The 24,657-nt window shown below is 68.1% G+C and carries 23 protein-coding genes; 11 read left to right on the forward strand and 12 right to left on the reverse strand.

The features are described 5' to 3' along the window. The 4 genes from GX543_RS06375 to GX543_RS06390 all read right to left on the reverse strand — a co-directional run. The coding region (locus GX543_RS06375) for an ATP-binding cassette domain-containing protein (RefSeq protein ID WP_290850656.1) at nt 1-524 on the reverse strand (524 nt) is incomplete at its 3' end. Beyond that, entirely contained in the window at nt 521-3,235 is a 2,715-nt protein-coding gene (locus GX543_RS06380) for a branched-chain amino acid ABC transporter permease/ATP-binding protein (protein WP_290850658.1), read from the reverse strand. The genes GX543_RS06375 and GX543_RS06380, both read right to left, overlap by 4 nt. A 100-nt stretch (nt 3,236-3,335) precedes the next feature. Then, nucleotides 3,336-4,565: an ABC transporter substrate-binding protein gene (locus tag GX543_RS06385; protein ID WP_290850659.1), complete on the reverse strand. Its 1,230-nt coding sequence runs from the start codon at nt 4,563-4,565 to the stop codon at nt 3,336-3,338. Nucleotides 4,566-4,831: 266 nt separating this feature from the next. After that, the gene (locus tag GX543_RS06390; RefSeq protein ID WP_290850660.1) at nt 4,832-5,491 is read right to left on the reverse strand and encodes a class I SAM-dependent methyltransferase; all 660 of its coding nucleotides are present in this window, start codon (nt 5,489-5,491) and stop codon (nt 4,832-4,834) included. Between the two features lie 44 nt (nt 5,492-5,535). Between GX543_RS06390 and GX543_RS06395 the strand changes: the two genes are divergently transcribed. After that, nucleotides 5,536-6,507, forward strand: coding sequence for an NADPH:quinone oxidoreductase family protein (locus GX543_RS06395; RefSeq protein WP_290850662.1), 972 nt, complete (start codon nt 5,536-5,538; stop codon nt 6,505-6,507). Nucleotides 6,508-6,949: 442 nt separating this feature from the next. Here the strand turns inward: GX543_RS06395 and GX543_RS06400 are convergent, their stop codons facing one another. The 7 genes from GX543_RS06400 to GX543_RS06430 form a co-directional block, all read right to left on the reverse strand. Beyond that, entirely contained in the window at nt 6,950-7,966 is a 1,017-nt protein-coding gene (locus GX543_RS06400) for a TIGR03617 family F420-dependent LLM class oxidoreductase (protein ID WP_290850664.1), read from the reverse strand. Nucleotides 7,967-7,970: 4 nt separating this feature from the next. Further along, nucleotides 7,971-8,879, reverse strand: coding sequence for an amidohydrolase family protein (locus GX543_RS06405; RefSeq protein ID WP_290850666.1), 909 nt, complete (start codon nt 8,877-8,879; stop codon nt 7,971-7,973). Nucleotides 8,880-8,954: 75 nt separating this feature from the next. Next, nucleotides 8,955-9,617: a PaaI family thioesterase gene (locus GX543_RS06410; RefSeq protein WP_290850668.1), complete on the reverse strand. Its 663-nt coding sequence runs from the start codon at nt 9,615-9,617 to the stop codon at nt 8,955-8,957. Nucleotides 9,618-9,665: 48 nt separating this feature from the next. Then, nucleotides 9,666-10,028 (reverse strand): carboxymuconolactone decarboxylase family protein, encoded by a 363-nt coding sequence (locus tag GX543_RS06415; RefSeq protein ID WP_290850712.1) that lies wholly within the window; start codon nt 10,026-10,028, stop codon nt 9,666-9,668. A 32-nt stretch (nt 10,029-10,060) separates the two neighbouring features. Then, on the reverse strand, nt 10,061-10,927 hold the full coding sequence (locus GX543_RS06420; protein ID WP_290850669.1) for an NAD(P)-dependent oxidoreductase: 867 nt from the start codon (nt 10,925-10,927) through the stop codon (nt 10,061-10,063). Beyond that, nucleotides 10,924-11,655: an SDR family oxidoreductase gene (locus GX543_RS06425; protein WP_290850671.1), complete on the reverse strand. Its 732-nt coding sequence runs from the start codon at nt 11,653-11,655 to the stop codon at nt 10,924-10,926. The genes GX543_RS06420 and GX543_RS06425 overlap by 4 nt, the downstream gene beginning before the upstream one ends. Nucleotides 11,656-12,049: 394 nt before the next feature. After that, nucleotides 12,050-13,546, reverse strand: coding sequence for an aldehyde dehydrogenase (locus tag GX543_RS06430; RefSeq protein ID WP_290850673.1), 1,497 nt, complete (start codon nt 13,544-13,546; stop codon nt 12,050-12,052). Nucleotides 13,547-13,609: 63 nt separating this feature from the next. On the opposite strand from GX543_RS06430, the gene GX543_RS06435 reads away from it, so the two are divergent. The 8 genes from GX543_RS06435 to GX543_RS06470 are packed head-to-tail and all read left to right on the forward strand — an operon-like array spanning nt 13,610 to nt 20,894. Then, entirely contained in the window at nt 13,610-14,200 is a 591-nt protein-coding gene (locus tag GX543_RS06435; RefSeq protein WP_290850675.1) for a TetR/AcrR family transcriptional regulator, read from the forward strand. A gap of 8 nt (nt 14,201-14,208) precedes the next feature. Beyond that, nucleotides 14,209-15,462, forward strand: a complete 1,254-nt coding sequence (locus GX543_RS06440; protein ID WP_290850677.1) for a cytochrome P450 — start codon at nt 14,209-14,211, stop codon at nt 15,460-15,462. After that, entirely contained in the window at nt 15,459-16,262 is an 804-nt protein-coding gene (locus GX543_RS06445) for an SDR family oxidoreductase (protein ID WP_290850680.1), read from the forward strand. Before GX543_RS06440 ends, GX543_RS06445 begins: the two co-directional genes overlap by 4 nt. Continuing rightward, a complete protein-coding gene (locus tag GX543_RS06450; RefSeq protein WP_290850682.1) occupies nt 16,259-17,644 on the forward strand; it encodes a cytochrome P450 in 1,386 nt (461 codons plus the stop codon). The genes GX543_RS06445 and GX543_RS06450 overlap by 4 nt, the downstream gene beginning before the upstream one ends. Next, on the forward strand, nt 17,644-17,835 hold the full coding sequence (locus tag GX543_RS06455; RefSeq protein ID WP_290850683.1) for a ferredoxin: 192 nt from the start codon (nt 17,644-17,646) through the stop codon (nt 17,833-17,835). The genes GX543_RS06450 and GX543_RS06455 overlap by 1 nt, the downstream gene beginning before the upstream one ends. A gap of 1 nt (nt 17,836) precedes the next feature. After that, the gene (locus tag GX543_RS06460; protein WP_290850684.1) at nt 17,837-18,391 is read left to right on the forward strand and encodes a nuclear transport factor 2 family protein; all 555 of its coding nucleotides are present in this window, start codon (nt 17,837-17,839) and stop codon (nt 18,389-18,391) included. Beyond that, nucleotides 18,388-19,632 carry a hypothetical protein gene (locus GX543_RS06465; protein WP_290850686.1) on the forward strand — a complete coding sequence of 415 codons (1,245 nt, stop codon included), beginning with the start codon at nt 18,388-18,390 and terminating at the stop codon, nt 19,630-19,632. The genes GX543_RS06460 and GX543_RS06465 overlap by 4 nt, the downstream gene beginning before the upstream one ends. Before the next feature lie 29 nt (nt 19,633-19,661). Next, a complete protein-coding gene (locus GX543_RS06470) occupies nt 19,662-20,894 on the forward strand; it encodes an MFS transporter (protein WP_290850688.1) in 1,233 nt (410 codons plus the stop codon). Nucleotides 20,895-20,916: 22 nt separating this feature from the next. On the opposite strand, the gene GX543_RS06475 is transcribed toward GX543_RS06470, so the two are convergent. Beyond that, nucleotides 20,917-21,813 carry a PaaI family thioesterase gene (locus GX543_RS06475; protein ID WP_290850690.1) on the reverse strand — a complete coding sequence of 299 codons (897 nt, stop codon included), beginning with the start codon at nt 21,811-21,813 and terminating at the stop codon, nt 20,917-20,919. A gap of 258 nt (nt 21,814-22,071) precedes the next feature. Here GX543_RS06475 and GX543_RS06480 point away from each other — a divergent pair, with 258 nt between their 5' ends. Together GX543_RS06480 and GX543_RS06485 are read left to right on the forward strand one after the other, a co-directional pair. Beyond that, nucleotides 22,072-22,857 carry a TIGR03084 family metal-binding protein gene (locus GX543_RS06480; RefSeq protein ID WP_290850691.1) on the forward strand — a complete coding sequence of 262 codons (786 nt, stop codon included), beginning with the start codon at nt 22,072-22,074 and terminating at the stop codon, nt 22,855-22,857. A gap of 61 nt (nt 22,858-22,918) precedes the next feature. Beyond that, on the forward strand, nt 22,919-24,655 hold the full coding sequence (locus tag GX543_RS06485; RefSeq protein ID WP_290850692.1) for an acyclic terpene utilization AtuA family protein: 1,737 nt from the start codon (nt 22,919-22,921) through the stop codon (nt 24,653-24,655). The last annotated feature ends 2 nt before the right edge of the window (nt 24,656-24,657 follow it).

Here is a 24,657-nt window from a genome sequence, read left to right on the forward strand (position 1 = left end):
ATCGCCTCGACGATCACCGGTGCGAGGCCCATGCTGAGCTCGTCGATCAGTAGGACGTCGGGCTGCTGGAGCAGCGCGCGGGCGAGTGCGAGCATCTGCTGCTCGCCACCCGACAGTTGGCCCGCGGCCACCGACATCCGCTTGCGCAGGGCGGGGAAGTAGTCGAGCGCCACCTCCATCTCCTTGGCTGCCGCCTTGCGGCCCCGTGCGCGACACGCCAACCGCATGTTCTGCTCGGTGGTCAGCTTGCGGAACAGCGACCGGTCGTCGGGAACCAGCACCAGTCCGCCGCGGACCGCTGCGCGCGGATTGCCCGACGGCAGGTCTGCGCCGCCCAGGACGACCTTGCCCGACTCGCGAGGGAGAAGGCCGGCGAGGGTCTCCAGGAGCGTGGTCTTGCCCGCCCCGTTGGGGCCGAGCAGGGCGATCACCTCACCCTTGTCGACAGTCAGGTCGACGGCGTGGACGCACGGATTGCCTGCGATCCGTGCGGCCGAGAGGGACTCGCATGCGAGAACGTTCACTTCTGGGCCTCCGTCGTTGCCGTCGCGAGCGGTGAGCCGAGGTAGGCCTCGACCACCTTGTCCGATGTCCGAATCTCGTCGGGTGTACCGCTGGCGATGACCGCCCCGAGATCGAGGACGATCACTCGATCGCACACGCCGAGAACCAGGTCCATGTCATGGTCGATCAACAGCATCGCGGTGCCCGAGGTCTGCGCGGCGCGCAGTCGGGCGCCGAGCCACTGGCTCTCGGCGGTGTCGAGGCCGGCCGCGGGCTCGTCGAGCAGTGCGACGCGAGGTTCGCCGGCGAGCACTCGAGCCAGGGACACGAGTTGGCGTTGCCCCTGGGACAGGTCGGCGGCAGCGACGTCGGCCAGGTCGGTGATGCCGAGCAGTTCCAGGGCGTGCTCGGCGGCACCGTCCGGGCTGCGGCCCGCGGCGACCTTCAGGTTCTCCGCGACGGTGAGGTCGTCGTACAGTTCGATGTCCTGGAAGGTACGCCCGAGACCCGCGCGTGCCCGCCGGTGCGGCGACATCCCGTCGAGGCGGACGTCGCCGGCGGTCACCCTGCCGGTGGCGGGAACGAATCCGCAGATGGCGTCCACCAACGTGGTCTTGCCCGCGCCGTTGGGGCCTATCAAGCCCACGATCTCGCCCGCGCGGAGCTCGAAGGAGACGTTGTCGACGGCGGTCACGTTGCCGTACTTGACGCTCACCTGATCGACGGTGAGAACGGGTTCGCCGATGGTTCGGGCGGGGACGTCGGCGTCTGGAACCGCGTCGGTGCCACGGGAGACCTCGACCTCCGAGTGCTTGGCCGGGCGCAGGTTGGTGAGGCGGCCGGCGATGCCGTCGGGGCTGGTGACCACCGTCAGAATGAGGAGTACGCCGCTGGCGAGCATGTAGTAGTCGCCGAAACTGAGCCACCGGTCGGTCGCGAAGTACATCAGTGCGCCCGGCGCCATCAGACCGGCGAGGATGGATCCGGTGATCGAGGTGACGCCCGCGATGTAGATGACGGCGAACAGGGCGATCCCGCTGAACACCATGTACGACGCCGAGGCCGCGAGGGTCTGCTGGTAGGCGAGGAGAGATCCGCCGAGGCCCGCGATGAACGAGGCGATCGCGAAGGCGGCCAGCTTGGTGGTGCCGACATTGATTCCGGCGGAGGCCGCCGACCGCTCGTTGGCGCGGACCGCGAGCATCGACGCGCCGAGCCGACTGCGGCGCAGCGCCGCCACGGCCAACGCCGTCAGGGTGAGGACGACCAGACACAGGAGGCCGAAGGCGATGCGGGGATAGCCGTCGCCCGCACCGATGCCGAGATCGAGACCGAACAGCGTCGGGTTCTCGATGGGCGCGCCGTCGATGCCGCCGTTGAAACTGGGGTTGCGGAACCAGAAGGCTTCGGCGAACACCGCGAGGGCCAGGGTGGCGACCATCAGCGGGAGTCCGCGGACGCGTAGCGCAGGCAGCCCGACGACAACGCCGATGACCATGGCGACCACGGCGGCGAGCAGCGGGGCGATCGGGAACGGCAGGCCCATGTTGACGCCGAACCGGCTGAGCGCGAAGGCCCCGGTCCCGGCCAGCGTCAGCTGGGCGAGGGAGACCTGTCCGGCATATCCGGTGACCACCAGTTGCGACAGCGCGATCATCGCGAAGATCGTCGACGAGATCACCGCGAGGCGCAGGCTGCCGGTGGTGGCGACCAGTGCGACCACCGCGATCGCGATGCTGATGAGCGCCGGCACGACAATCCGTTTCGGCCGGGGCGACCGCCCGAGGTCGCTGGTCGAGATGGCGCCGCGCCCGGGGAGCGGTCGACCGCGCAGAAGCAGGAAGCCGAGGATCAGAATCAGCGGAATCGCTTCGGCCAAGCCCGCATCGGGCAGGGTGTCCCACACCGACTGCAGGTAGGTGGACTCCGACTGCAGCATCCCGATCGCCAGGCCCGCGGCGACGGTGACGCCGATGCTGGCGAAGTCGCCGACCAGTGCGGCGGCCAGGGCGGGCACGATGAACATCGTGTACGCGATGGGATTGAGCGGCACGATCGGCGCGATCACCACGCCGCCGATACCCGCGGTGGCCGACGACAGCGCCCAGTTGGCCACCGAGATCTTGTTCGGTGACAGACCGGTCAGCAGCGCGCCCTTCTCCGACTCCGCCGACGCCTCGGTCGCAATGCCGAAGCGGGTGTATCGCAGCACCAGGCCCGCGCAGACGGCCAGCGAGATGATCACCGCGGCCAGCCACAGGCGGTCGGTCGGAACCACGGCGTCGCCGATCCGAATCGTCGACTGTTTGAAGATCGGTGCCACCGAGGGGGTGTCCGAGCCGACCTGCAGCGCGATGAGCGCCTGCAGCACCAGCATCACACCGATGGAGGCGACGGCTTTCGCCAGCACCGGAGCGGTGCGCATCGGCCGGAAGACGAGGAGTTCGACGATCACGCCGACCACGGCGGCCAGCACGACGGCCACCACGAGGGCGGGCAGCACCGACCACGGGCCGCCGACGTCGATGGTGGACTTGAGGCCGGGTATCGGGACCAGCAACTCGCCGTGACGCAGGTAGGCGAACGTGTACGCCGCGTACAGCGCGACGGCTCCGGTGGCGAAGTTGACCACGCCGGAGCTCTTGTAGGTCATCACCAGTGCCAGGCCCAGGGCGGCGTAGACGGCGCCATTGCCCATGCCCAGCAGCAGGTATGCGAAAACGGAAGTCATTGGTGTCCTCGGGAGGCGAAGGGGATTAAGCCGGGGAAGCACATCGGGGACTGCCGATCACGGCAGCCCCCGATATGCCCCACTGGTTCGTGCGCTGTTGTCAGTCCTTGTTCACGACGACGCTGTCGACGAGCTTGCCTTCGGACGAGATCTTGCTGACGAGAGCGGCCTTGCTGCACAGGCTCGGCAGCTGCGGCATCGCCTTGCCGTTGCACGTGAACGTCAGGCCCGGAGCGGCCGGGATCGGAACGTCGGTGGCTTCGCGCAGTGCCTTGGTGAAGTCGGCGGAGCTGACCTCGGCGGCCGGCAGCTTGTTGCCGATTCCCTGCATCGCCATGACGACCTGGTAGCCGAGGTAGCCGATGCCGCGGGCGTCGGCCTCGGGAGCGTACTGGGCCATCACGCTGCGGTAGATCTTGACCGACTCGTCGGCGTCGTCGTCGAGGTTGACGGTCGAGATCGCGGTGGATCCGGCGATCGTGTCGACGCCGACGGCTTCCACGACCTGCTGGTCGAAGCAGGTGGAGATGAGGTACTTCTTCATGTCCGGTGCGACGGTCTTCAGCGCCTTGAGCGCGGTGATGCACTGGCGCGAATCGCCGAGGATGTTGATCGCGTCCGGCTTGTTCGCATTGATCGCGGCGGTGATGTTCGGCGTCGGATCGGCGATCGACGTCGGGACCGTGATGACGTCGAATTCGACGCCTGCGCGCTTGAACATCGGCTCGCCGAGGGCCTTGACCGAGGCGGCTGCGTCGCCGGTGTCACCGATGATGACGGCGAACTTCTTGACGCCGTCCTTGGCGGCCTGCGTCGCCATCGCCATCAGGGTTCCGGGCGTGCCGGCCGAGAGCATGAACGACATCGGGGAGACCATCTCGGCCTGCGAGACCGGGGCCATCGAGATGTAGGGGATATTGGCACCGGACAGGATCGGCAGAATCACCGCGCCGGTGGAGGTGAAGGGCGAGACGACGGCGGCGACCTTCTGCTCCACCATCTGGTTGGCGCACTTGGTGGCCGACGCGGGCTCCTCCTGCTCCTTGCAGACCACCAGGTCGATCTTGTGGCCCGCGATGCCGCCGCCGTTCTCGTTCAGGTACTTCACCGCGGCCTCGCCCGCCTGGCGGACCTCCGGCAGGCTGACCGCGCCGCCCTCGGGGGTGATGAAGCCGAGTTTGATGGCGGGACCGGTGGCCGGGTTCGCCGACAGTTCGACGGTCGCGCCGGTGGTGTCGGACGACGAATCGTCCGACGCGCAGGCGGTCAGTCCGCTGCCGAGGACCGCCGCTGCCGCGAGGACCGCGCCGGCGGCGCGGAGTCGACGCATTCGGGGTGAGGTTACTTTCACGAGATTCCCTTCGGTGAGGTCCGCGCCGCCGCCCTGTGGCGGTGCTGTGCGGATCAACTGACTCGGAAGGAATGTCCGAGTCGGCCAACCCTGGGAATCTAACGTGATCTGAATCATGAAAAGACCAGATTCGTGAACTTCATCACCGATCTGACTCGGCGCTTTCTATCCGCACCATGGATGACGAGGGCGGACCCGATTGCCGAAGGTGGCACAGATTTGACGTTGTGCGCTGTCCGATCGGGCTACGCGACGCGGTTCAGCACCCGCAGTGAGCCGTGCACCGACTCCTCGACGAACCGACCCGAATCGAGCGCTTGCCGGTAGATCTCGTAGGGCGGTCGGCCGCCGTCCCTCGGGTCGGGAAAGACGTCGTGAATGAGGAGGGCGCCGCCGGGGCGCACCCACCGGGCCCAGCCGTCGTAGTCGTTCTGCGCGGCCTCCATCGAGTGCCCGCCGTCGATGAAGACGAAGTCCACCTCTCGTCCCCAGACCTGTGCTGCGGCGGTCGAGGGCGCGAGCAGGCCGAGGATCGTGGCCTCGAGTTCGGCGTCGAAGATCGTCTGGCGGAAACGCGCAGCCGTGTCGAGGAGTCCGCTGTGCTCGTCGACCAGCGCGGTGTCGTGGTACTCCCAACCCGGCTGATGCTCTTCGGATCCGCGGTGGTGATCGACCGTCACCACCAAGGCGCCGACCGGTTCGGCGGCAGCGCCGAGGAAGACGGTCGACTTGCCGCAGTAGGTGCCGATCTCGACTCCGAGGCCGACCGAGTCGGTCTGCGACAGATAGCGAGCCGCGATGTCGTGGAGTGCGCGCGCCTCGTCGATCGGCATGAAGCCCGGTGCCTCGTCGGCGACGCGCAAACGGTGGTCGGAGAGGCCCTGCGAGGGGGAGGTCGATGCCATGAATCGATCGTATAGACAGCTGTCCGGCAGTTACGGTAGGAGGTATGAAAGCACAGGTGATCGTGACCGAGTCCGGCCCGGAAGGGCTGGAACTGCAAGACATTCCGAATCCCGAGCAGCATCCGGGGATGTACCTGGTGGACGTGCGTTCGTGCGGCATCTGCTTCCCGGACCTGCTGATGAGCCAGGGCAAGTACCAACTCCGACCGCCGCTGCCGTTCACCCCCGGAACCGAGGTGGCCGGTGTCGTCAGCTCCGCTCCCGAGGGTGGAGCGTTCGCCGTCGGAGATCGGGTGGTGGTCGCCTCCATGCTCGGCGGCTTCGGTGAGCAGATCGCCGTGGTCGAGCAGCAGTTGTTCCCGCTGCCGGATGCGCTGACGTTCGACGAGGGCGCGGCGCTCGGCATCAACTTCCAGACCGCGCTGTTCGCTCTGAAGACGCGGGCCAACCTGCAGCCGGGGGAGACCGTCGGAGTCCTCGGGTCGGCGGGCGGCATCGGCGTCGCGTCGATCATCGTGGCCAAGGCGATGGGCGCGAAGGTCGTCGCGGTGGTGCACCGCACCGGCAATGAGGAGATGCTGCGCGGGCTCGGCGCCGACGAGGTGGTGCAGCTGACCGACGGATGGAAGGACAAGGTCCTCGAACTCACCGGAAACGGCGTCGACGTGATGATCGACCCCGTCGGCGGCGACGTGTTCGACGAAGCCCTCCGTGCGGTCGCGCCCGACGGCCGCTTTGTGGTCATCGGTTTCGCGGCCGGCGGCATCCCGACGGTGAAGCTCAACCGCGTCCTGTTCCGCAACGTCTCCATCGTCGGCGCGGCATGGGGCGAGTACATCCGCACGCACCCCGAGGTTCCGGGCAAGCTGCACGAGGACATCGTTCGCTTGGTCACGGAAGGCATGCGTCCCCCGGTGAACCACCTCTACGAGCTGGCGCAACTGCCCGAAGCGCTCACCGACCTCGCTGAGGGTCGAGTGCGCGGCAAGGCCGTCGTGCGGGTGTCGGAGGGCTGACGGCGCCGGCGGCCGATGCCTCCCCTGTTGGTCGAGTAGGCGAGCGCGCCCTCCCTGTTGGTCGAGTAGGCGAGCGAGCGTAGCGGGGGTGCCTCCCCTGCTGGTCGAGTAGGCGAGTGAGCGTAGCGAGCCCGCTCAAAATCGAGACCGGACCGACCGCGCAGGGGGGATCTCGATACACCGTTGCGGGCTTCGCGCCGCAGCGGCACTCGATCATCTTGCTGGTCGAGTAGGCGTGTGAGCGTAGCGAGCCCGCCTGATATCGAGACCGGGGCGACCGCGTGCCGGGGGATCTCGATACGCCGTTGCGGGCTTCGCGCCGCAGCGGCACTCGATCATCTTGCTGGTCGAGTTGGCGCCGCAGCGGCACTCGATCATCTTGCTGGTCGAGTCGGCGAGTGAGCGTAGCGAACCCGCCTGATATCGAGACCGGGGCGACTGATCAGCTCCGTCGCACGGCCGATCCGACCTCAGCCAGCAATTCGGGATCGGCCGCATACGGGGTGTTCAGTCCCATCCGGTCGACCAGGTCGCCATACCGAGACAACAGATCGGCCGCTCCGGCGGCGGGGCCGTCGATCGTCACCGCGATCGCGTCGACGAGGGTGTCGTCGACCAACGTCGCCATTGCGGTCCAGTCGCCGGATCGCGAAAGCTCGTGCAGTCGTGGACCGATGTCGCGGTAGCCGACCGACTCCAAGACCGGGTGATACGCGGGAGTGGAACCGTAGAACGCGATCTGCCTGCGGACGGCCTCGCGTGCCTCGGCGCGCGCAGCGGCGTCGTGGCCGACGATCACCATGGCGGAATGGTGAATCGCAGGCATCGAACGCTCGGACTGCGTCGCCGCCGATCTGAGTGTGGGCACGGTGGTGTCACGGAGGAACTCCGGCGGGCACAGCGGATGGGAGAGGAACCCGTCGGCCACCTCACCCGCGACTCGGGTCATCGCAGGCCCGACGCCCGCCAACCAGATCGGCGGGGGACCGAAGCCGTCGACCTGCGCCGCGTCGGGTCGGAACAGCGGCGGCATCAGCGTGTGCTGGTAGAACTCCCCGCGGTGGTCGAGCCGACTGCCGTTCTCCCAGCTGTCCCAGATCGCGCGGATGCCTGCGATCATGTCGCGCATCCGGGCGGCCGGGCGACTCCACGGCATCGAGTAGCGGCGGGTGATGTGCGGTTTGATCTGAGTGCCCAGGCCGAGCACGAATCGACCGCCCGAGTACGCCTGCAGATCCCAGCCGATGGTCGCGAGCGTCAGCGGATTCCGCGCGAAGGCAACCGCGATCGAGGTGCCCAACTGCACGTTCTCAGTGTGCTCCGCCGCCAACAACAGCGGGAGGAACGGATCGTGCGCGCCCTCGAACGTCCAGATGCCGTCGTATCCGGCTGCCTCGGCTGAGGCGGCCGCAGCGCCCATGTCTCGCAGGTCGCGGACGATCGTCGAATCGACCAGCATGGCGTCAGCTGATGCCGAACAGCTTCGAGGCGTTGTCGTGGAAGACGGCGCGCAGCCAGTCGTCGCCGAACCCGAGACGCGCGCACGCGTCGAGGGCGTGCGTGTACCCGTAGGGAATGTTCGGGAAGTCGCTGCCGAAGAGGACCTTCTCGCCGAGGTCGCCGAGCCGCTTCATCAGGTCCTTCGGGAAGGGAGCGCCCTCCTCGGAGAAATCGGTGAACGACATCGTGGTGTCGAGCCGGACGTTGTCGAAGCGCTCGGCGAAGTCGAGGAACTCCGCGTACTCGGGCATCCCCATGTGCGCGACGATCAGCGGCAGCCGAGGGAAGCGATCGAGGAGCGTCGCGATGCGGTCGGGTCCGGTGAACTCACCCGGCGCCGGGCCGGATCCACAGTGGATCACCACCGGGATCTGGGCGTCGTCGATCTGCCCCCACACTCCGTCGAGCAGGGGATCGATCGGCGAGTACGCCCCGACCTGGATGTGTGACTTGAAGATCGCCGCGCCGGCTTCGATGGCCTCGGCGACGTACTCGGTCGCGCCCTCCTCCGGATAGAAGGTCGCCGTCTGCAGGCAGTCCGGGTGTTCGGCGGCGAACTCGATGCCCCACCCGTTGAGCCACTTCGCCATGTCTGGCTTGTGCGGGTAGATCATCGACGAGAACGCGCGCACGCCGAAGGACCGCAGCACCTCGACGCGCTTCTCCTCATCGGCGCGGTACGCGATGGGCCATTCCCGGCCCAGCATCGGTCCCGCGGAATCGAAGTAGGCCCACACCTTGTCCATCACCGGACGCGGCATGAAGTGCGTGTGCACATCGATCAGGCCCGGCAGGCCGAGTTCCTGCCAGCGGCTGCGGACCGCGTCGGCCTCGGCGTCCGAGAAGGGCTTCACATCGTGATCGTCGCACATGGACCCGACGCTACCTGTGGGACGAAACGCCGTCCGCGGAACCCCTGAACGAGTGCTTACTCGGGGGCCCCGGGCCTACTCGGACAGCTCGGCCCGGAGGCGTTTGATCTCCTCGTGGCGGGGATGATTCGCCGGCGAGATCATGATGCCCTCGGCCACCACCGTGGGGCCTTCGGCGTCGCAGAGCTCCGCGCGAGCGAAGAACTTGCGGCCCTCGTTCCCGGTGGTCACCGCGTTGAGGCTCAGCGGGCCGAGCGGCGTCGGGCGCAGGTACTTCACCGTCAGCGTGCCGGTGAAGCAGGGCGTTCCGTTGCCGACGCTCACCGCCTCGCCGAGCAACTGATCGAGAAGCATCGCCGACACGCCGCCGTGCACCAGCCCGGCGGGACCCTCGTACGCGGCGCCGAGAGTCACCTCGCTGGTCGCGCTGCCGTCCGGGTGGTGCTCGATCCGGAGCGGCGGCGCGATGGCGTTGCGCGCCCCGACCGCCGCGTTCCCGTACGGCATGCCGTGCAGGGTCTTGGTGAACGGAACGCCGTAGCTGCCCGGCTTCTGCTGCTCGCGCAGCGACTCCACGACGGCCTCGATCTGCTCGCGGGCAGCGTTCAGACGGTCGTCGTCCACCTCGGTGCGGATCACCGCATCGATGAGTTCGCGCACCGAGTTCGCGAGGGGCTCGACGACGCTGAGCTCCTGTTCGATCTCCGCGTCGGTCATGTCGGTCAGTCGGAAGTCCATGCGGTCACCTTACGAGTCCGGGTGGTCGGCGACGATTGCACGCTGTGGTCACTGCACAGACTTGCGGTGCTTCTTGATCTGCTCACCGAACATCATCGTCATCTTGGTCCCGAGCGGCCAGCCGACGTAGTAGCAGAGGAACAGGCCGATCTCGTTCAGCTCCTCGGGCGTGAGTTCGCCGTTGCCCAGGGCGGCGCCCGCTTGGATCTCGGCGATGTCGACCTGTCCGTTCGCGGCGAGGGCGCCCAGTAGCAGCAGCCGACGGTCGCGGTGGGTGAGGCCTTCGCGGCTCCACACCTCGCCGAAGACCTGATCGGCGGTGTGCGCGAAGAAGTCGCCGGGACCGTCGGCCATCTCCCATCCGTAGACCTCGGACATCGTCTTCAGGCCCTTGCGGCGCTGGTCGGTCATCGGTGACGCGTCGTCACCGGGCTGTTGGGAAGTCATGAGGCTCCTTGACTGGTGTGGGGCACGCCGAGTCCGGCGGCCAGGTCGATGCGGGCTCGACGACCCAGGGGGAGGTCGACGCCCAGATGGTCGGCGAGGTCGAGTGCGAGACCGAGATCCTTCTCGCCGAGACTGCGGACGTGGGTGAAGACGCCGTACCAGAAGTCGTCGGGATCGATGGCCGCGGTGGTGTCGCGCAGCATGATGGCGCCCGCTCCGCCGGTGATCGCATCGGTGTGGCGCACCACCTTGCCGAGTTTGGCGATGTCGATGCCCGCGGCCTCGGCCAGTCGGGACGCCTCGGCGGTGGCGGCGAACGAGACGAAGTGGAGCAGGTTCCGTGCCAGCTTCATCCGCGTTCCGTCGCCGGCTTTCTCGCCTGCGTGGACGATCATGTCGCCTGCGGGAGCGAGTGCGGTCTTGGCTTGCTGGTAAGCGGCGCGGTCGCCGCCGATCATGATGGCGAGGCGCCCCTGCTGGGCGCCGGGCGCTCCCCCGGAGATGGGCGCGTCGAGCAGGATCACGTTCTGCTCGGCGCAGACGACCGCCTGCTCCGCGGCGGTCTCCGGCGAGATGGTGGAATGCACGGCGATCAACGCTCCGGGCGCCAGGTGGGGGAGCAACTCGCCGACGACGTCGCGCACTTGCTGGTCGTCGCGCACACAGATGCTGACGAGATCGCTGGACCGGGCGAGGTCGGCGATGCTCCCGGCCGCGGTCGCGCCCGCCGCCACCAGTGTGGCGACGGCCTCTGTGGCGACGTCGAAGACGGTGATCGGGCCGGCCTCGGCGAGTCGCCCGGCCATCGGACCGCCGATGTTTCCCAGCCCGATGTAACCGAGGCGCAGAGGGGTGTCCGTCATGAACGGATCACCTGACCGCCGTCGACGTTGAAGATCTGCCCGGTGATCCACGACGCCTCGTCCGACAGCAGGAACAGGCACATGCCGACGAGATCTTCCGGCGTGCCCATCCGGCCCATCGGCAGCTTCGACACCATGTCCTTGACGATCTCGGTGGGCGTGGTGGACCGCGTCGCCTCGGTGTCGATGGGGCCCGGCGCGATGGCGTTGATGCGGATCCGCTGGCCGCCGAGTTCCACGGCTAGCTGCTGGGTGAGGCCGTTGACGCCGACCTTCGCCAGTCCGTAGAAGCCGCTGTACACCCAGGCCGCGGTCGACGACTGGTTGACGATGGCACCCCCGTGCCGCATGTGGGTGTAGCAGGCGCGGGTCACGTTCAGTGCGCCGTCGAGGTTCACGCTCATGAACTTCTTGTAGTAGTCCCACGGCACGGTGGTGAGGAAGTCGAGCTTCATGCCGCCGTAGATGGCGGCGTTGTTGACGAGCGCGTCGATCTTGCCGCGCTCATCGACGACGGCCTTGGCCAGCGCTGCCGCGGAGTCGGGGTCGGCGACGTCGGTGTGCACGTACATCCCGCCGATCGAGTCGGCGACCGCCCGGCCGGCCTCGTCGTTGACGTCGGCGATCACGACGTACGCGCCCTCGGCCGCGAGCGCGCGCGCATAAGCCTCGCCGATCCCGCCTGCCGCGCCGGTGACGATCGCGGTCTTGCCTTCGAATCTGTTCATGTCTTCCTCTTTCTGTGGGTGTGTGGTTTTTGGGCGGGTGTCCGCCGGTTGTGCGGGGCTCGGGCTGCGTTGCCTCGACAGTCCTCGCTCCTCGGCTAGCGCCTCGTCCCTGCGGAGAGCTCGGCAATCACAGCCCGAGCCCCGCACAACCGGCTGCTTCGCGACCACCTGCCGAATCGACATACAGCGGCTGGGATCGCAACTGCCAACGAAACGAACGGACTACGAAGCGGGGAGCGAAACGAGCGAAGCAACGAAACAGGGGGTGGGCGGGATGGTTGCGACGAGCTCTCCGCAGCGACGAGGCGCTAGCCGAGGAGCGAGGACTGCCGAGGAGTAACCATCCCGCCCACCCCCGGGCAACAAGGAACCGAAACGCAACAAACGAAACGAATCACAAGACAGGCACGGCAACAGCCTTGGTATCGAGATACTCGGAGAACCCAGCCATCCCCATCTCACGCCCGATCCCCGATTGCTTGACGCCGCCGAACGGCACGTCGGCGGAGTACCAGATGCCGCCGTTGACCCCCATGGTTCCGGTGCGGACGCCGTCGACGACGGCGTTGATGCGGTCGGGATCGGTGCCCCAGACCGCGCCGGAGAGGCCGTAGGGCGAGTCGTTGGCGATGTTGATCGCGTCCTGATCGCCGTCGTGCGGAAGGATCACGAGCACCGGCCCGAAGATCTCTTCCTGGGCCACCCGCGCGGAGTTCTCGAGGCCGGAGATGAGAGTCGGTTCGACGAAAAAGCCGCGGTCGTGTGCGCCGGGACGACCACCGCCGGTCTCGATGACGCCGCCTTCGTCGCGCGCGAGTTGGATGTAGCCCTCCACGCGTTCGCGTTGGCGTGCGGAGATCAGCGGACCGCAGATGGTTCCCGGTTTGGTCGGATCGTCGGCGGCGAGGCCTGCCATGGCGTTCTTAGTGAGGGTGATCGCTTCGGCGAGGTTCTCACGCGGGACCAGCAGCCGGGTGGTGATGGCGCAGCCCTGGCCGGCGTGGGTCACGACGGAGAATGCGGCCATGTTGCAGGCGGCGGCGAGGTCGGCGTCGTCGAGCACGATGAACGCCGACTTGCCGCCGAGTTCCAGGAACACCTTCTTGAGGGTCGGTGCGGCGGCCGCCATCACGGCGCGGCCGGTCGCGGTGGAGCCGGTGAACGAGACCAGGTCGACACGGGGGTCGGTCGAGAGTTGTGCGCCGAGGCCGTGGTCGGTGGAGGTCACGATGTTGATGACGCCGGGCGGGAAGTCGGTCTCCTCCGCGATCACCTTGCCGACCAGCGCGGCGCTCCACGGGGTGTCGGGCGCGGGTTTGAGGACGACGGTGCAGCCGGCGGCGAGCGCGGGACCGATCTTGGCGAAGTTGATCTGGTGCGGGAAGTTCCACGGGGTGATGGCGCCGACCACACCGACCGCTTCGGAGCGCAGTTCGCGGCGGTTCTTGATTCCCATCGGGCTGGCCTCGCCGAGGTCGACGGTCCAGGTGTGGTTCTCGGCGAGGTCGGCGAAGTACCCGAGGTCGGTGATCGGTCCGACGAGCTGGGGGCCGTGGGTGAGGAAGCTGGGGCAGCCGACTTCGGCGACGGTCAGCTCGCGCAGTTCGTCGGTGTGCGCGAGGAGGGCGTCCCGGAGTTGACGCAGGCAGTGGGCTCGGAAGGCGTGGTCGCGTGACCAGTCGGTGTGGTCGAAGGCGCGGCGGGCGGCCGCGATGGCCGCGTCCATGTCGGCGGCGGTGGCCTCGGCGGCCTGGCCGATCACCTCTTCGGTCGCCGGGTTGATCACGTCGAAGGTTCCGCCGGATCCGGGGATCAGAGCGCCGTCGACCAGGAGGTCGCTGGCGATCGCAGGGCGGAGTGGCTTGGGTGGGGCGGTGGCTGGTCGAGTCATTCTCGGAACTCCATCTGGACAAGTGTCTGGACTTCGATTCAACCGTAGAGTAGCGTGCGTCACATGTCCACTACCAATACGTCCGGGGTCGCGGTCGAATCCACTCGCCGACGCCTGAGCCCGCAGCAGGCAGAGAAGATCACCAAGATGGCCGACGCGGCCGTCGAGATCCTCGCCGACGGTGGCTTCGACGCCCTCACGGTGCGCGACGTCGCCAAGCGCGCGGGGGTCGCCCCGGCCACCGCGTACACCTACTTCAGCTCCAAGAGTCACCTGGTTGCGGAGGTGTTCTGGCGTCGATTGGCGGCCGGTGTTCCGGAGCCCGATCTCTCGCTTCCCGCCGCCGAGCGGGTGGCACAGGTGCTGCGCGGGGTGTCGATGGTGGTCGCGGGCGAGGGCCAGCTCGGCGGCGCGGTCACCGTCGCGCTGCTGGGCAGCGACCCGGACTCCGAACACCTCCGCTGGCGGATCGGTGGGTTCATCCACGATCGCCTCAGCGTGGCCGTCGGCACCGATCATCCGGATCACGAACGGGTGGTGGACGCCCTGCAGATGCTCTACGCCGGCGGACTGGTGACCGCGGGAATGGGCCATCTGACCTACGAAGCCACGTCCGAGCGGCTGGTTGCAGCCGCCGCACTGTTGATGGGATGACGCACACGATGACAACCGTTGCCGACGGCATGCAGGGCTCGATTCCGTTCGACCCCTACGACTACGACTTCCACGAAGACCCGTACCCGACGTACGCGCGATTGCGCGAGCAGGCGCCGGTGTACCGCAACACGGACGGCGACTTCTGGGCGCTGGCCCGGCACCACGACGTCACCGACGCCTTCCGCGACAACATCCGGCTGTCGAACAGCTGGGGCGTCTCGATGGACCCGGCGTCGTACAACGAGAACGCCGAGTACGCGATGAGCTTCCTCGCCATGGACGACCCCCGTCACCTGCGCCTGCGCAAGCTGGTCTCCAAGGGATTCACACCGCGCCGCGTCAGCGAGTTGGCGCCGCGGATCGAGGAACTGACCCGTCAGCACTGGGCGCGCTGTCTCGAGATGGGCGAGTTCGACTACGTCCACGACTTCGCCGGGCTGCTCCCGATGGACGTGGTCTCCGAGCTCCTCGGGGTGGGTCCCAACGACCGCGCCTACCTGCGCACGCAGTCGGATCTGCTGATCCACCGCGAAGAAGGCGTCACCGACGTGCCCCAGGCGGCGATCACCGCCTACCTCGAGCTGCACCGCTACTACACCGACCTCATCGCCGACCGTCGCAACAATCTCGGCGACGACCTGGTCTCGGCGCTCATCGGCGCCGAGATCCGCGACGACGACGGCGAGCTCACGATGATGAGCGACCAGGAGATCATCGGCTTCATGATGCTGATGGTGGTCGCGGGCAATGAGACCACCACCAAGCTCCTGGCCAACTCCGTGTACTGGGCGCACCGCAGCCACGACCAGCTGGCGCAGATCCTGTCCGCGGTGGGCGACGGCGCCGACGCGGTGGAGAGCGTGCAGGACTGGGTGCAGGAGACGCTGCGCTACGACACCTCCACCCAGATGCTGCTGCGACGAGTGGTCGAGGACGTCGAGTACGGCGGCTTCACCATTCCGGCCGGCGATCGGGTGCTGCTGCTGATCGGCTCGGCCAACCGCGACGAAGAAGTCTTCGGCCCCGACGCCGATCGGTACCGAATCGGTCGCGACAGCGATCGCACGATCCTCTCGTTCGGGCTCGGCACGCACTTCTGCCTGGGCGCACACCTCGCGCGACTCGAAGCGGAGCTCGGGCTCGCTGAGATCGCACGCACAGTGTCCGACTTCGAGGTCGATCTCGAGGCGGCGGAACGGGTCCACTCGGTCAACGTCCGCGGCTTCGCCTCCCTCCCGATGAAAGTGCAGGCTCGATGAAGTTCCAACCCCATCCCGAACGCCGTCCGACCCTGGTCGCCGGCGCCTCCTCCGGCATCGGTGAAGCGACCGCCCGCGCCCTCGGTGCGGCCGGATATCCGGTGGCACTCGGCGCGCGGCGCGTGGAGAAGTGCGCCGAGATCGCCGCGCAGATCGTCGCCGACGGCGGCGAGGCCGTCGCGGTCGCGCTCGACGTGACCGACGACGAGTCGGTGCGCGCCGCCGTCGCCGCGGCCGAAGCGGCACTCGGTCCGCTCGAAGTGGTGGTGACCGGGGCGGGCGATCTGCAGATCGGCCTCGCACACGAGATGCCGGTCGCGGAGTGGGCGGCGCAGATCGACGTGCACCTGGTCGGCGCCTATCGCGTCTACCGCGCGGTGGCCCCGGCGATGATCGAGCGTCGTCGCGGCGACATCGTCTTCATCAGCTCCGACGTCGTCGCCAATCCGCGCCCGTGGTCGTCGGCGTATGTCGCCGCCAAGTTCGGCATCGAAGGTCTGGCCACCACCATCGGGATGGAACTCGAGGGCACCGGCGTGCGGTCGGGTCTGGTCCGCCCCGGTCAGACCCTCACCGGCATGGGAATGAACCTCGACCAGAAGCAGACCGAGTCGATGCTGAACGACTGGATCAAGTTCGGCCTCGCTCGCCACGGCCACTTCCTCCGGCCCGAGAATCTCGCCGCCGCCGTGATGGCGATGGTCTCGATGCCGCCCGGCGCGCACATGCGCTCGGTGGACGTCGAAGCCGAAGGCAAACTCATCGCACCGACTCCCCAGAACGAAGGAGCCCCAGCATGACCTCGACGACGTCCACCACCTCCCTCCGGGTCTCCGGCGGGGAGGGCCAACACGGCCACCTCGACGAGCTCGCCACCGACCCGATCGCCCTCTTCCAGCGGGTGCGCGACGAGCACGGAGAGGTCGGCATGTTCCAGCTCGCCGACCGCGAGGTGGTCCTCGTCAGCGGCGCCGCCGCCAACGAGGAGTTCTTCCGAGCACCCGACGAGGTGCTCGATCAGGGCGCCGCGTACCCGTTCATGACGCCGATCTTCGGCGAGGGCGTCGTCTTCGACACCAGCCCGGAGCGGCGGTCGGAGATGCTGCACAACCAGGCGCTCAAAGCCTCGCACATGAAGCAGCACGCGGTGACGATCCCCGACGAGGTGGAGCGGATCATCGCCGACTGGGGCGACGAGGGCGAGATCGACCTGCTCGAGTTCTTCGCCGAACTGACCCTGTACACCTCGTCGTCGTGCTTGATCGGTCGCAAGTTCCGCGAGGAGTTGTCGGCCCACATCGCGCACCTGTACCACGAGCTGGAGAAGGGTACCGACCCGATCGCGTACGTCGACATGCACGCCGACATCGAGAGCTTCCGTCGTCGAGACGCCGCGCGCGAGGAACTGGTGGAGTTCATCGCGGGCGTCCTGGACGGTCGGATCGCCAACCCGCCCGCCGACAACAGCGACCGCGACCTGATGGACGTGCTGGTCTCGCTGAAGAACGACGACGGCTCGCAGATGTTCAGCCCCGACACCGTCACCGGCATCTTCATCTCGATGATGTTCGCCGGGCACCACACCACGTCGGGCACCGCCGCGTGGACGTTGATCGAGCTGCTGAAGCATCCGGAGTACCTGGCGGAGGTGACCGACGAGCTCGACGCCATCTACGCGGACGGAATCGAGTACAGCTTCGCGGCCATGCGGCAGATCCCCAAGCTCGAAGGCGCGATCAAGGAGGCCCTGCGGCTGCATCCGCCGTTGATCATCTTGATGCGTCTGGTCCAGGAGGACTTCGAGGTCGGCGGCGTCACGGTCCGCAAGGGCCAGTCGATCGCCGTCTCGCCGGCCGTCTCGAACCGCCTGCCCGAGGACTTTCCGAATCCCGACTCCTTCGATCCCGCGCGCTACCAAGAGCCCCGGCAGGAAGACCTGGTCAACCGCTGGACGTGGATCCCGTTCGGAGCCGGCCGGCACCGCTGCGTCGGCGCGCAGTTCGCGATGATGCAGCTCAAAGCGATCTTCTCGGTGCTGCTGCGCAACTATGAATTCTCCCTCGCCCAGGACCCCGAGAGCTACCGCAACGACCACTCGAAGATGGTCGTTCAGCTTCAGCAGCCGTGTCGGGTGAGCTATCAGCGTCGGGTCGACGCAGAGTCCTTCGCCGGAGAGTCCTGATGCGCGTCGTCGTCGACCTGGACCTGTGCCAAGGCCACGGGATGTGCGAGATGGAGGCACCCGACGTCTTCGAGGCCGGGCGCGACTCGGTCTCGATCCTTGAACCCGAATTCGATGAATCCCGGCGCGCCGAAGTCGAGGCCGCCGTCCGTTACTGCCCAACCCAAGCCCTGAAGATCGTGGAGGATTGACATGCCCTTTGACCGTGCCGAACTCGATGAGATGAAGCGCCGCTGGCTCGACGCCAACGTCGAAGCCGAGAAAGCTGGTGACTGGAAGCCGCTCGCCGAGTTCTACACCGAAGACGCCACCTACGGCTGGAACTACGGACCGGAGAAGGACTTCATGGCCGTCGGGCGCGACGAGATCCGCGATCTCGCGCTCGGCCAGGAGATGGACGGCCTCGAAGGCTGGGAGTACCCGTACCAGGCGTGGGTGATCGACGAGCATACCGGCGACATGATCGGACTGTGGCGACAGATCAACGAGGGCACGCGAGCCGACGGGACGCACTACGGCGTGCACGGCATCGGCGGCAGCTGGTTCCGGTATGCGGGTGACTTCCAGTTCAGCTGGCAGCGCGACTTCTTCGACTTCGGCAACGTCTCCGCGCTGTTCTTGGAGATGCTGACGAACCAGGCGTGCAGCGACGGGATGTTGAAGCGGATCGAGAAATCGGCGCCCGGCAACCTGCCCGGCTGGTATCCGCTCGGCGAGGCACCCGTCGGCCTGTGGACGCTGCCGTGACCCTGCATCATTTGACGCACGACCAGCTGGCCGCGCTGGTCCCGGAGTCGTTGCTGTCGGGCCAGCTGATCGACCGCTCCGGCATGGCCCACCTGATCTCGGCGTTCGGGCGCGAGGGCATGACGCAGGTCGCGATCGAGGAGTGGATGGCCGCCAGCCCGGTCTACACCGGCCGGATGCGGGACGCGCTCGGGATCGACGGCGACGGTGTCGAGGACATGTTCAAGTGCCTTCAGCTCGACATCGGCGCGCCGCCGCAGTTCATGGACTTCCGGTATTCGATCACCGACAAGTACCACGGCTCGTTCGTCCTCGATCACTGCGGCGCGCTGCTCGACGTGGAGCCGATGGGCGATGAGTACGTGACCGCGATGTGCCACGACATCGAAGACCCGACCTTCGACGCCACCGCCATCGCCACCAACCGTCGGGCTCGGATCCGACCTGTGCACCGACCGCCGCGCATGCCCGTCGACCGCACGCCGCACTGCGAGTGGACCGTCACGATCGAACCCGATCGCGACGAACTGCCGCTGCCGAAGGTCACCGAACCGACGTTGCAGACCCGGGCTGCGACCATCGAGCTCAGCGCGATCGACCCGACGGCAGGCGACGGTCGCAGCGACTATCGGGGGCCGCTGACGGAAGACCTGGAGTTCGGTGAGTTCTCGTCGTCGGCGCTGGTGCGGATCGCGGAGGAGGCCGCGCTGCAGCACCAACTCCTGGCGTTCGGCTTCCTGATGTCGGTGTTGCGTCGGACCGATCCCGATGCGGCCGACGACATCCTCGAGAAGCAGCTCATCGGCATCGCGGGCATCACCGCCGAGCGTCTGGCGGCCGCGCTGTTCGACGGCCGTTCCGATGCCGCGACCCTCGCCGACGTGCTGACCGTGCACCCGGTGTTCGGGCCGGTTCAGTACACCGGAGTGGTGGCCGAGGCGGTCGGCGACCAGGTCCGCGTCCGGATCCCGCGTAGTTCGCCCGCGGTCGAGGACGGCGCCTGGCTGCGCCTGCTGTCGCAGGGACGCGTCGACGCACTGCAATCGGCCGCACGTGCGGTCGACGAGACGTGGGTCGTCGGTGAGACCGTCGTCGAAGGTGATGAGCTGGTCGTCTCGATCGCGCGCGGCGAGCCCCAGCGCGAGTCGGGCGAGGTGGCGATCGTGCGCTTCTCGGCTGGGTCGTCGTTCGCCTTCGCCGATCGCGGTCCGTCGAGGCCGCTGCCGCTGACGGTGGTGTAGCGCCTGCCGGCGATCTCTAGACTTCTCGCATGACCTCGATCGAAGCCGTCCAGCGGCGGACGCTGCGCGTCGTCGTCGCCAGCCAGGTGATGGGCGGAGCGGGACTGGCCGCGGGCGTCGCGGTGGGCGCGCTGCTGGCGGCCGACATGCTCGGGAGCGACGGCCTCGCGGGACTTCCGATCGCGCTCTTCACTCTCGGTTCGGCCTTGGCCGCCTACCTCATCGGACGGTTCACGCAGAGTCGCGGCCGACGGCTCGGACTCGGCCTCGGCTTCGCTGCCGGCGGGCTCGGCGCCGTGGGCGTCGTCGTGGCCGCCGTGACCGGGAGCATCCCGCTGCTGTTCGTCTCGTTCGTCGTCTACGGATCGGGGACCGCCAGCAACTTGCAGGCGCGGTATGCGGGCACCGACCTCGCGACCCCCGAACAACGCGGACGGGCGGTGAGCGTGGCGCTGGTGTCGACCACGCTCGGCGCGGTCGCCGGGCCGAATCTGATCGAGCCGCTCGGACGACTGGCCGAGGCGTTGGGGATACCGGCGCTCGCTGGACCGTTCCTGCTCGCCGCCGTCGCCTACCTCGCGGCGGGCGCGGTGCTGATCGCGCTGCTGCGCCCCGATCCCTATCTGCTGGCACGCACCCTCGAACCGCAGTCCGACGACGGTCCGGCCGTCGGGAAACGGTCGCCGTTCAGGTCGCGCGCGGTGATCGCCGGGGCCTCGGCGATGGTGCTGACCCAGATCATGATGGTGGCCGTCATGACCATGACGCCGGTGCACATGCGCGCCCACGACCATTCGCTGGGGCAGGTGGGTCTGGTGATCGGCGTGCACATCGGCGCGATGTATCTGCCGTCGTTGGTGACCGGAGCGTTGGTCGATCGCATCGGCCGCACCGCGATGGCACTGGCAGGCGGGGTCACCCTGCTGCTCGCCGGGGTGCTCGCCGCCCTGGCGCCCGCCGACTCGCTCGCCCTGCTGATTCTCGCGTTGGCGCTGCTGGGTCTGGGCTGGAACTTCGGTCTCATCGCGGGCACCGCACTGATCGTCGACGGGACCGCAGTCTCCGAACGGGCACACGTTCAGGGATCGGTCGACGTTCTCATCGCTCTCGCGGGCGCCGGCGCCGGCGTGGCGTCCGGCGTCGTCGCGTCGGCGACGAGCTTCGGCACGCTCGCCGTGGCGGGCGGCGTGGTGGCGATGGCGATCGTCCCGATCCTCATGTGGAGTCGGAGCTCCGGGGACACGCCACCCCGACCGTCGTGACGGTCGCGACGAGCCCGTCGCCTCAGACGTCGAACCGAGCGTCTGCGGTGGCGCGGCCCAGGAGCTGCTCGCCGTCGTACATGCGGGCGTCGAAGATCGACAGTCGACGACCCAGCTTCACCGGCGTCACCTCGACGCGGACCGAGCGACCGTCCACGACGGGGGAGCGGTGGAATTCGCAGGTGAAGTCGATCAACTGGTAGCCGCCGCCGGCCCGGACGTTGCGCTGTGCGTCGAACGAGCAGGCCTGCGCGAGCATGGCGGCGATCACGCCGCCGTGCATGGTCCCCATCAGATTCGCCATCCAGGGGGCCGCGGTGAACTCGACGGCCACCGAGCCATCGTCGTCGCTGCGGGTCACCGAGCCGCCGAGGAGTTCGGTGATCGGGCCGACGGGCAGGGTGCCGTCGATCAACTGCGCGACGACCTCCGCACCGGACAGCGCGGGATCGAGCGGCGCGACCGCGGGCTGCGAGTTCGGGGCGACGGGCTCGGGCAGCGCGAGGTCGTCGGAGCCGTCGACGACGGGACGGCCGACCCGGACGTTGCGAGCGGTGCCGACGCAGACGACGGAGCCGTCGGCGCGCGTGATCTGCACGGTGGTGGAGCCGTAGCCGGGGTCGCTGATGGCGAGTTCGGCCGTGGCGCGCAGACGGTCGTGGACCTCGGGGCGATGCAGCATCGACATCGACAGACGTGCCTGCATCGAGGACGTCTCGGGCTCGGCGAAGTAGAAGGGCATGCCGCCGAGGTCGTCGAACAGCACGGCCAGCGCAGGCAACTCGACGAGGCCGCGGTGGTCGGTGACCCCGGTGCCGAGCAGTTGCGTCATGGCCGGTGGCGGATAGCCGGGCTCGCGATCGATGGCGAACGCGGCGAACGGGTCGGTGGTCGTCGAGGCACCGGGAGGCATGGTCATGGGTCTGTCCTATCAGGAGCGCCCAGGTCACGAGAAACCGTCGACTGGGCGGCGGGGACCGTCGCCGACCTGGCGGCACTCGGCGGTGCGGTGAAGATCAGCCGTCGGACGGACGCGCGAGGGAAGGCTTCCCTCGAAACATCGTGAGCGGGAGGATCTTTGCAGTTCAGGGCGTCGGCTACCGAACGCCGTCGACTTCGACCGTAGAAACAATCATGCATGCTTGATTTGTTTGTCGATTCGTGTGACTCTGGTCGCATGGCGATTGTGGACCAACTCGTACAGGCTCTGCAGGACGAATCCGATTCGCTCGATGGGCTTGTCGCGACTCTGCCCGACGAGAAGTGGGCGACGATGACGCCGTCCGAGGGCTGGAGCATCGCCCATCAGATCGGGCACCTGCTCTGGACCGACCGCGTCTCGCTGCTGTCGATCACCGACGAGGCGGCCTTCGCCGAACTCGTCGCGTCGGCGATGACCGACCCGATGGGTTTCGTCGACGCAGCCGCGGAAACCGAGGCCGCACGACCACCGGCCGAACTGCTGACCGACTGGCGCAAGACGCGTGCCAGGCTCGCCGGCGCACTGCTCGCCGTCGAGGAGGGCCGCAAACTCAACTGGTTCGGCCCGCCGATGTCGGCGGCGTCCATGGCCACGGCTCGACTGATGGAATCGTGGGCGCACGGACTCGACGTGGCCGAGGCGCTCGGCGTTCCGCATCCCGAAGGCGACCGCATCAAGCACGTGGTCCATCTCGGCGTGCGGACCCGCAACTTCGCGTACCTGGTCAACGGTCTCGACGCTCCCGCCGACGACTTCCGCTACGAGATCACGGCGCCGTCCGGCGAACTGTGGACGTGGGGGCCGGACACCGCGACCAACGTCGTGCGCGGCCCGGCGGTCGACTTCTGCGAACTCGTCACCCAGCGCCGACACCTCAGCGATCTCGCCCTCGAGGTGATCGGCGACGACGCCGCGCAGTGGGCGTCCATCGCGCAGGTCTTCGCAGGCCCGCCCGGAGGCGGCCGCCCCGCGCAGAGCTAGTCCGACACCAGCGCTCGCCAGGTGAACCCGCTTCTCTCAGTGCACACAGGAGGAACTCTTCATGTCTGACACCCCTCGCCCCATCCGCATCGGCAACGTGTCCGGCTTCTACGGCGACCGTTTCAGCGCGGTCCGCGAGATGCTGGAGGGCGGCGACCTCGACTACATCGTCGGTGACTACCTCGCCGAGCTCACCATGCTCATCCTCGGCCGCGACCGCCTCAAGAACCCCGACCTCGGTTACGCGAAGACCTTCCTGCGCCAGATGGAGGAGAACCTGGAGCTCCTCGCCGAGAAGGACGTCAAGGTGATCGTGAACGCCGGCGGTCTCAACCCGCACGGCCTGGCCGTCGCGCTGCGCGAGGTGATCGACAAGCTCGGCGTCGACCGCCGGGTGGCCTTCGTGAACGGCGACGACATCGTCGGCCGTGCCGCCGAACTGGGCCTCGGCACCCCGATCACCGCCAACGCCTACCTCGGTGGATTCGGGATCAAGGCGGCGCTCGACGCCGGAGCCGACATCGTCGTGACCGGTCGCGTCACCGACGCCTCGCTGGTGGTCGGCACGGCCGCCTCGGCCTTCGGCTGGGGCTACGACGACCTCGACCAGCTGGCCGGCGCCGTCGTGGCGGGCCACGTGATCGAGTGCAGCGCGCAGGCCACCGGCGGCAACTACTCGTTCTTCACCGAGATCGAAGACATGGGCAAGCTGGGCTTCCCGATCGCGGAAGTGGCGGCCGACGGCTCGTCGGTCATCACCAAGCACGAGGGCACCGGCGGTGCGGTGCTGGTCGGTACCGTCACCGCGCAGCTGCTGTACGAGGTCGCCGGCCCGCGCTACTACAACCCCGACGCCACCGCCCGCCTCGACACCATCGCGCTGTCACAGGAAGGACGCGACCGTGTTCGCATCAGCGGGGTCAAGGGCGAGGCCCCGCCGAAGGACCTCAAGGTCTCGATGAACCACCTCGGCGGCATCCGCAACGAGTTCGAGGTGGTCCTCACCGGCCTCGACATCGAAGCCAAGGCCGCCCTGTTCCAGAAGCAGTTCGAGGCCGCGCTGCCGTCCCGTCCGGCCGAGCTGACCTGGGAACTGGTCCGCCTCGACCGCCCGGACGCCGACACCGAGGAGAAGGCCAGCGCCATGCTCCGCTGCGTGGTCCGCGACGCCGACCCCAAGAAGGCCGGTCGCCAGTTCACCAGCACCGCCGTCGAACTCGCGCTCGCCAGCTACCCGGGCTTCACCCTCACCGCACCTCCCGGCAACGGCTCGCCCTACGGCGTCTTCGAACCCGGTTACGTCGACGCCGCACTGGTGCCGCACCAGGTCAACCAGCCCGGCGGGGTCACCGTCCGCATCGAGCCGTCGCCGCTGCGCGCCGAGCCGATCGTGGACCAGAGCGTCCCGTCATCCGGTACCACCGCGGAGTGGGGCGCCACCGTCGACGCGCCCCTCGGGACCGTCGCCGGAGCCCGCTCGGGCGACAAGGGCGGCAGCGCCAACATCGGACTGTGGGCCCGCAGCGACGACGAGTACGCGTGGCTCGACCAGATCCTCTCGGTCGACAAGCTCAAGGAACTGCTTCCCGAGGTCGCCGATCTCACCGTGCACCGCTACCCGCTGCCCAACATGCGTGCGGTCAACTTCGTGATCGAAGAAGTCCTCGGGCGCGGTGTGGCCGAGAACGTCCGCTTCGATCCGCAGGCCAAGGGCCTCGGCGAATGGCTGCGGTCGCGCGTCGTCGCCGTTCCGGCCCGATTCTTGAACGAGTCGACCACCACGAATGAAGGGAACTGACC

Origin of the sequence: Gordonia sp. (in: high G+C Gram-positive bacteria) (genome assembly GCF_012515855.1) — a bacterium.
Taxonomy (GTDB): Bacteria; Actinomycetota; Actinomycetes; order Mycobacteriales; family Mycobacteriaceae; genus Gordonia.

Excerpts from the sequence above, each read along its gene's own strand:
- GX543_RS06470 (WP_290850688.1), top strand. The coding sequence starts at position 19,662 with ATGACCTCGATCGAAGCCGTCCAGCGGCGGACGCTGCGCGTCGTCGTC.
- GX543_RS06385 (WP_290850659.1), bottom strand. The coding sequence starts at position 4,565 with ATGCGTCGACTCCGCGCCGCCGGCGCGGTCCTCGCGGCAGCGGCGGTC.
- GX543_RS06390 (WP_290850660.1), bottom strand. The coding sequence starts at position 5,491 with ATGGCATCGACCTCCCCCTCGCAGGGCCTCTCCGACCACCGTTTGCGC.
- GX543_RS06415 (WP_290850712.1), bottom strand. The coding sequence starts at position 10,028 with ATGACCGACCAGCGCCGCAAGGGCCTGAAGACGATGTCCGAGGTCTAC.
- GX543_RS06410 (WP_290850668.1), bottom strand. The coding sequence starts at position 9,617 with ATGGACTTCCGACTGACCGACATGACCGACGCGGAGATCGAACAGGAG.
- GX543_RS06485 (WP_290850692.1), top strand. The coding sequence starts at position 22,919 with ATGTCTGACACCCCTCGCCCCATCCGCATCGGCAACGTGTCCGGCTTC.
- GX543_RS06425 (WP_290850671.1), bottom strand. The coding sequence starts at position 11,655 with ATGAACAGATTCGAAGGCAAGACCGCGATCGTCACCGGCGCGGCAGGC.
- GX543_RS06435 (WP_290850675.1), top strand. The coding sequence starts at position 13,610 with ATGTCCACTACCAATACGTCCGGGGTCGCGGTCGAATCCACTCGCCGA.
- GX543_RS06430 (WP_290850673.1), bottom strand. The coding sequence starts at position 13,546 with ATGACTCGACCAGCCACCGCCCCACCCAAGCCACTCCGCCCTGCGATC.
- GX543_RS06420 (WP_290850669.1), bottom strand. The coding sequence starts at position 10,927 with ATGACGGACACCCCTCTGCGCCTCGGTTACATCGGGCTGGGAAACATC.
- GX543_RS06455 (WP_290850683.1), top strand. The coding sequence starts at position 17,644 with ATGCGCGTCGTCGTCGACCTGGACCTGTGCCAAGGCCACGGGATGTGC.
- GX543_RS06450 (WP_290850682.1), top strand. The coding sequence starts at position 16,259 with ATGACCTCGACGACGTCCACCACCTCCCTCCGGGTCTCCGGCGGGGAG.
- GX543_RS06440 (WP_290850677.1), top strand. The coding sequence starts at position 14,209 with ATGACAACCGTTGCCGACGGCATGCAGGGCTCGATTCCGTTCGACCCC.
- GX543_RS06445 (WP_290850680.1), top strand. The coding sequence starts at position 15,459 with ATGAAGTTCCAACCCCATCCCGAACGCCGTCCGACCCTGGTCGCCGGC.
- GX543_RS06405 (WP_290850666.1), bottom strand. The coding sequence starts at position 8,879 with ATGTGCGACGATCACGATGTGAAGCCCTTCTCGGACGCCGAGGCCGAC.
- GX543_RS06480 (WP_290850691.1), top strand. The coding sequence starts at position 22,072 with ATGGCGATTGTGGACCAACTCGTACAGGCTCTGCAGGACGAATCCGAT.
- GX543_RS06380 (WP_290850658.1), bottom strand. The coding sequence starts at position 3,235 with ATGACTTCCGTTTTCGCATACCTGCTGCTGGGCATGGGCAATGGCGCC.
- GX543_RS06395 (WP_290850662.1), top strand. The coding sequence starts at position 5,536 with ATGAAAGCACAGGTGATCGTGACCGAGTCCGGCCCGGAAGGGCTGGAA.
- GX543_RS06475 (WP_290850690.1), bottom strand. The coding sequence starts at position 21,813 with ATGACCATGCCTCCCGGTGCCTCGACGACCACCGACCCGTTCGCCGCG.
- GX543_RS06400 (WP_290850664.1), bottom strand. The coding sequence starts at position 7,966 with ATGCTGGTCGATTCGACGATCGTCCGCGACCTGCGAGACATGGGCGCT.
- GX543_RS06460 (WP_290850684.1), top strand. The coding sequence starts at position 17,837 with ATGCCCTTTGACCGTGCCGAACTCGATGAGATGAAGCGCCGCTGGCTC.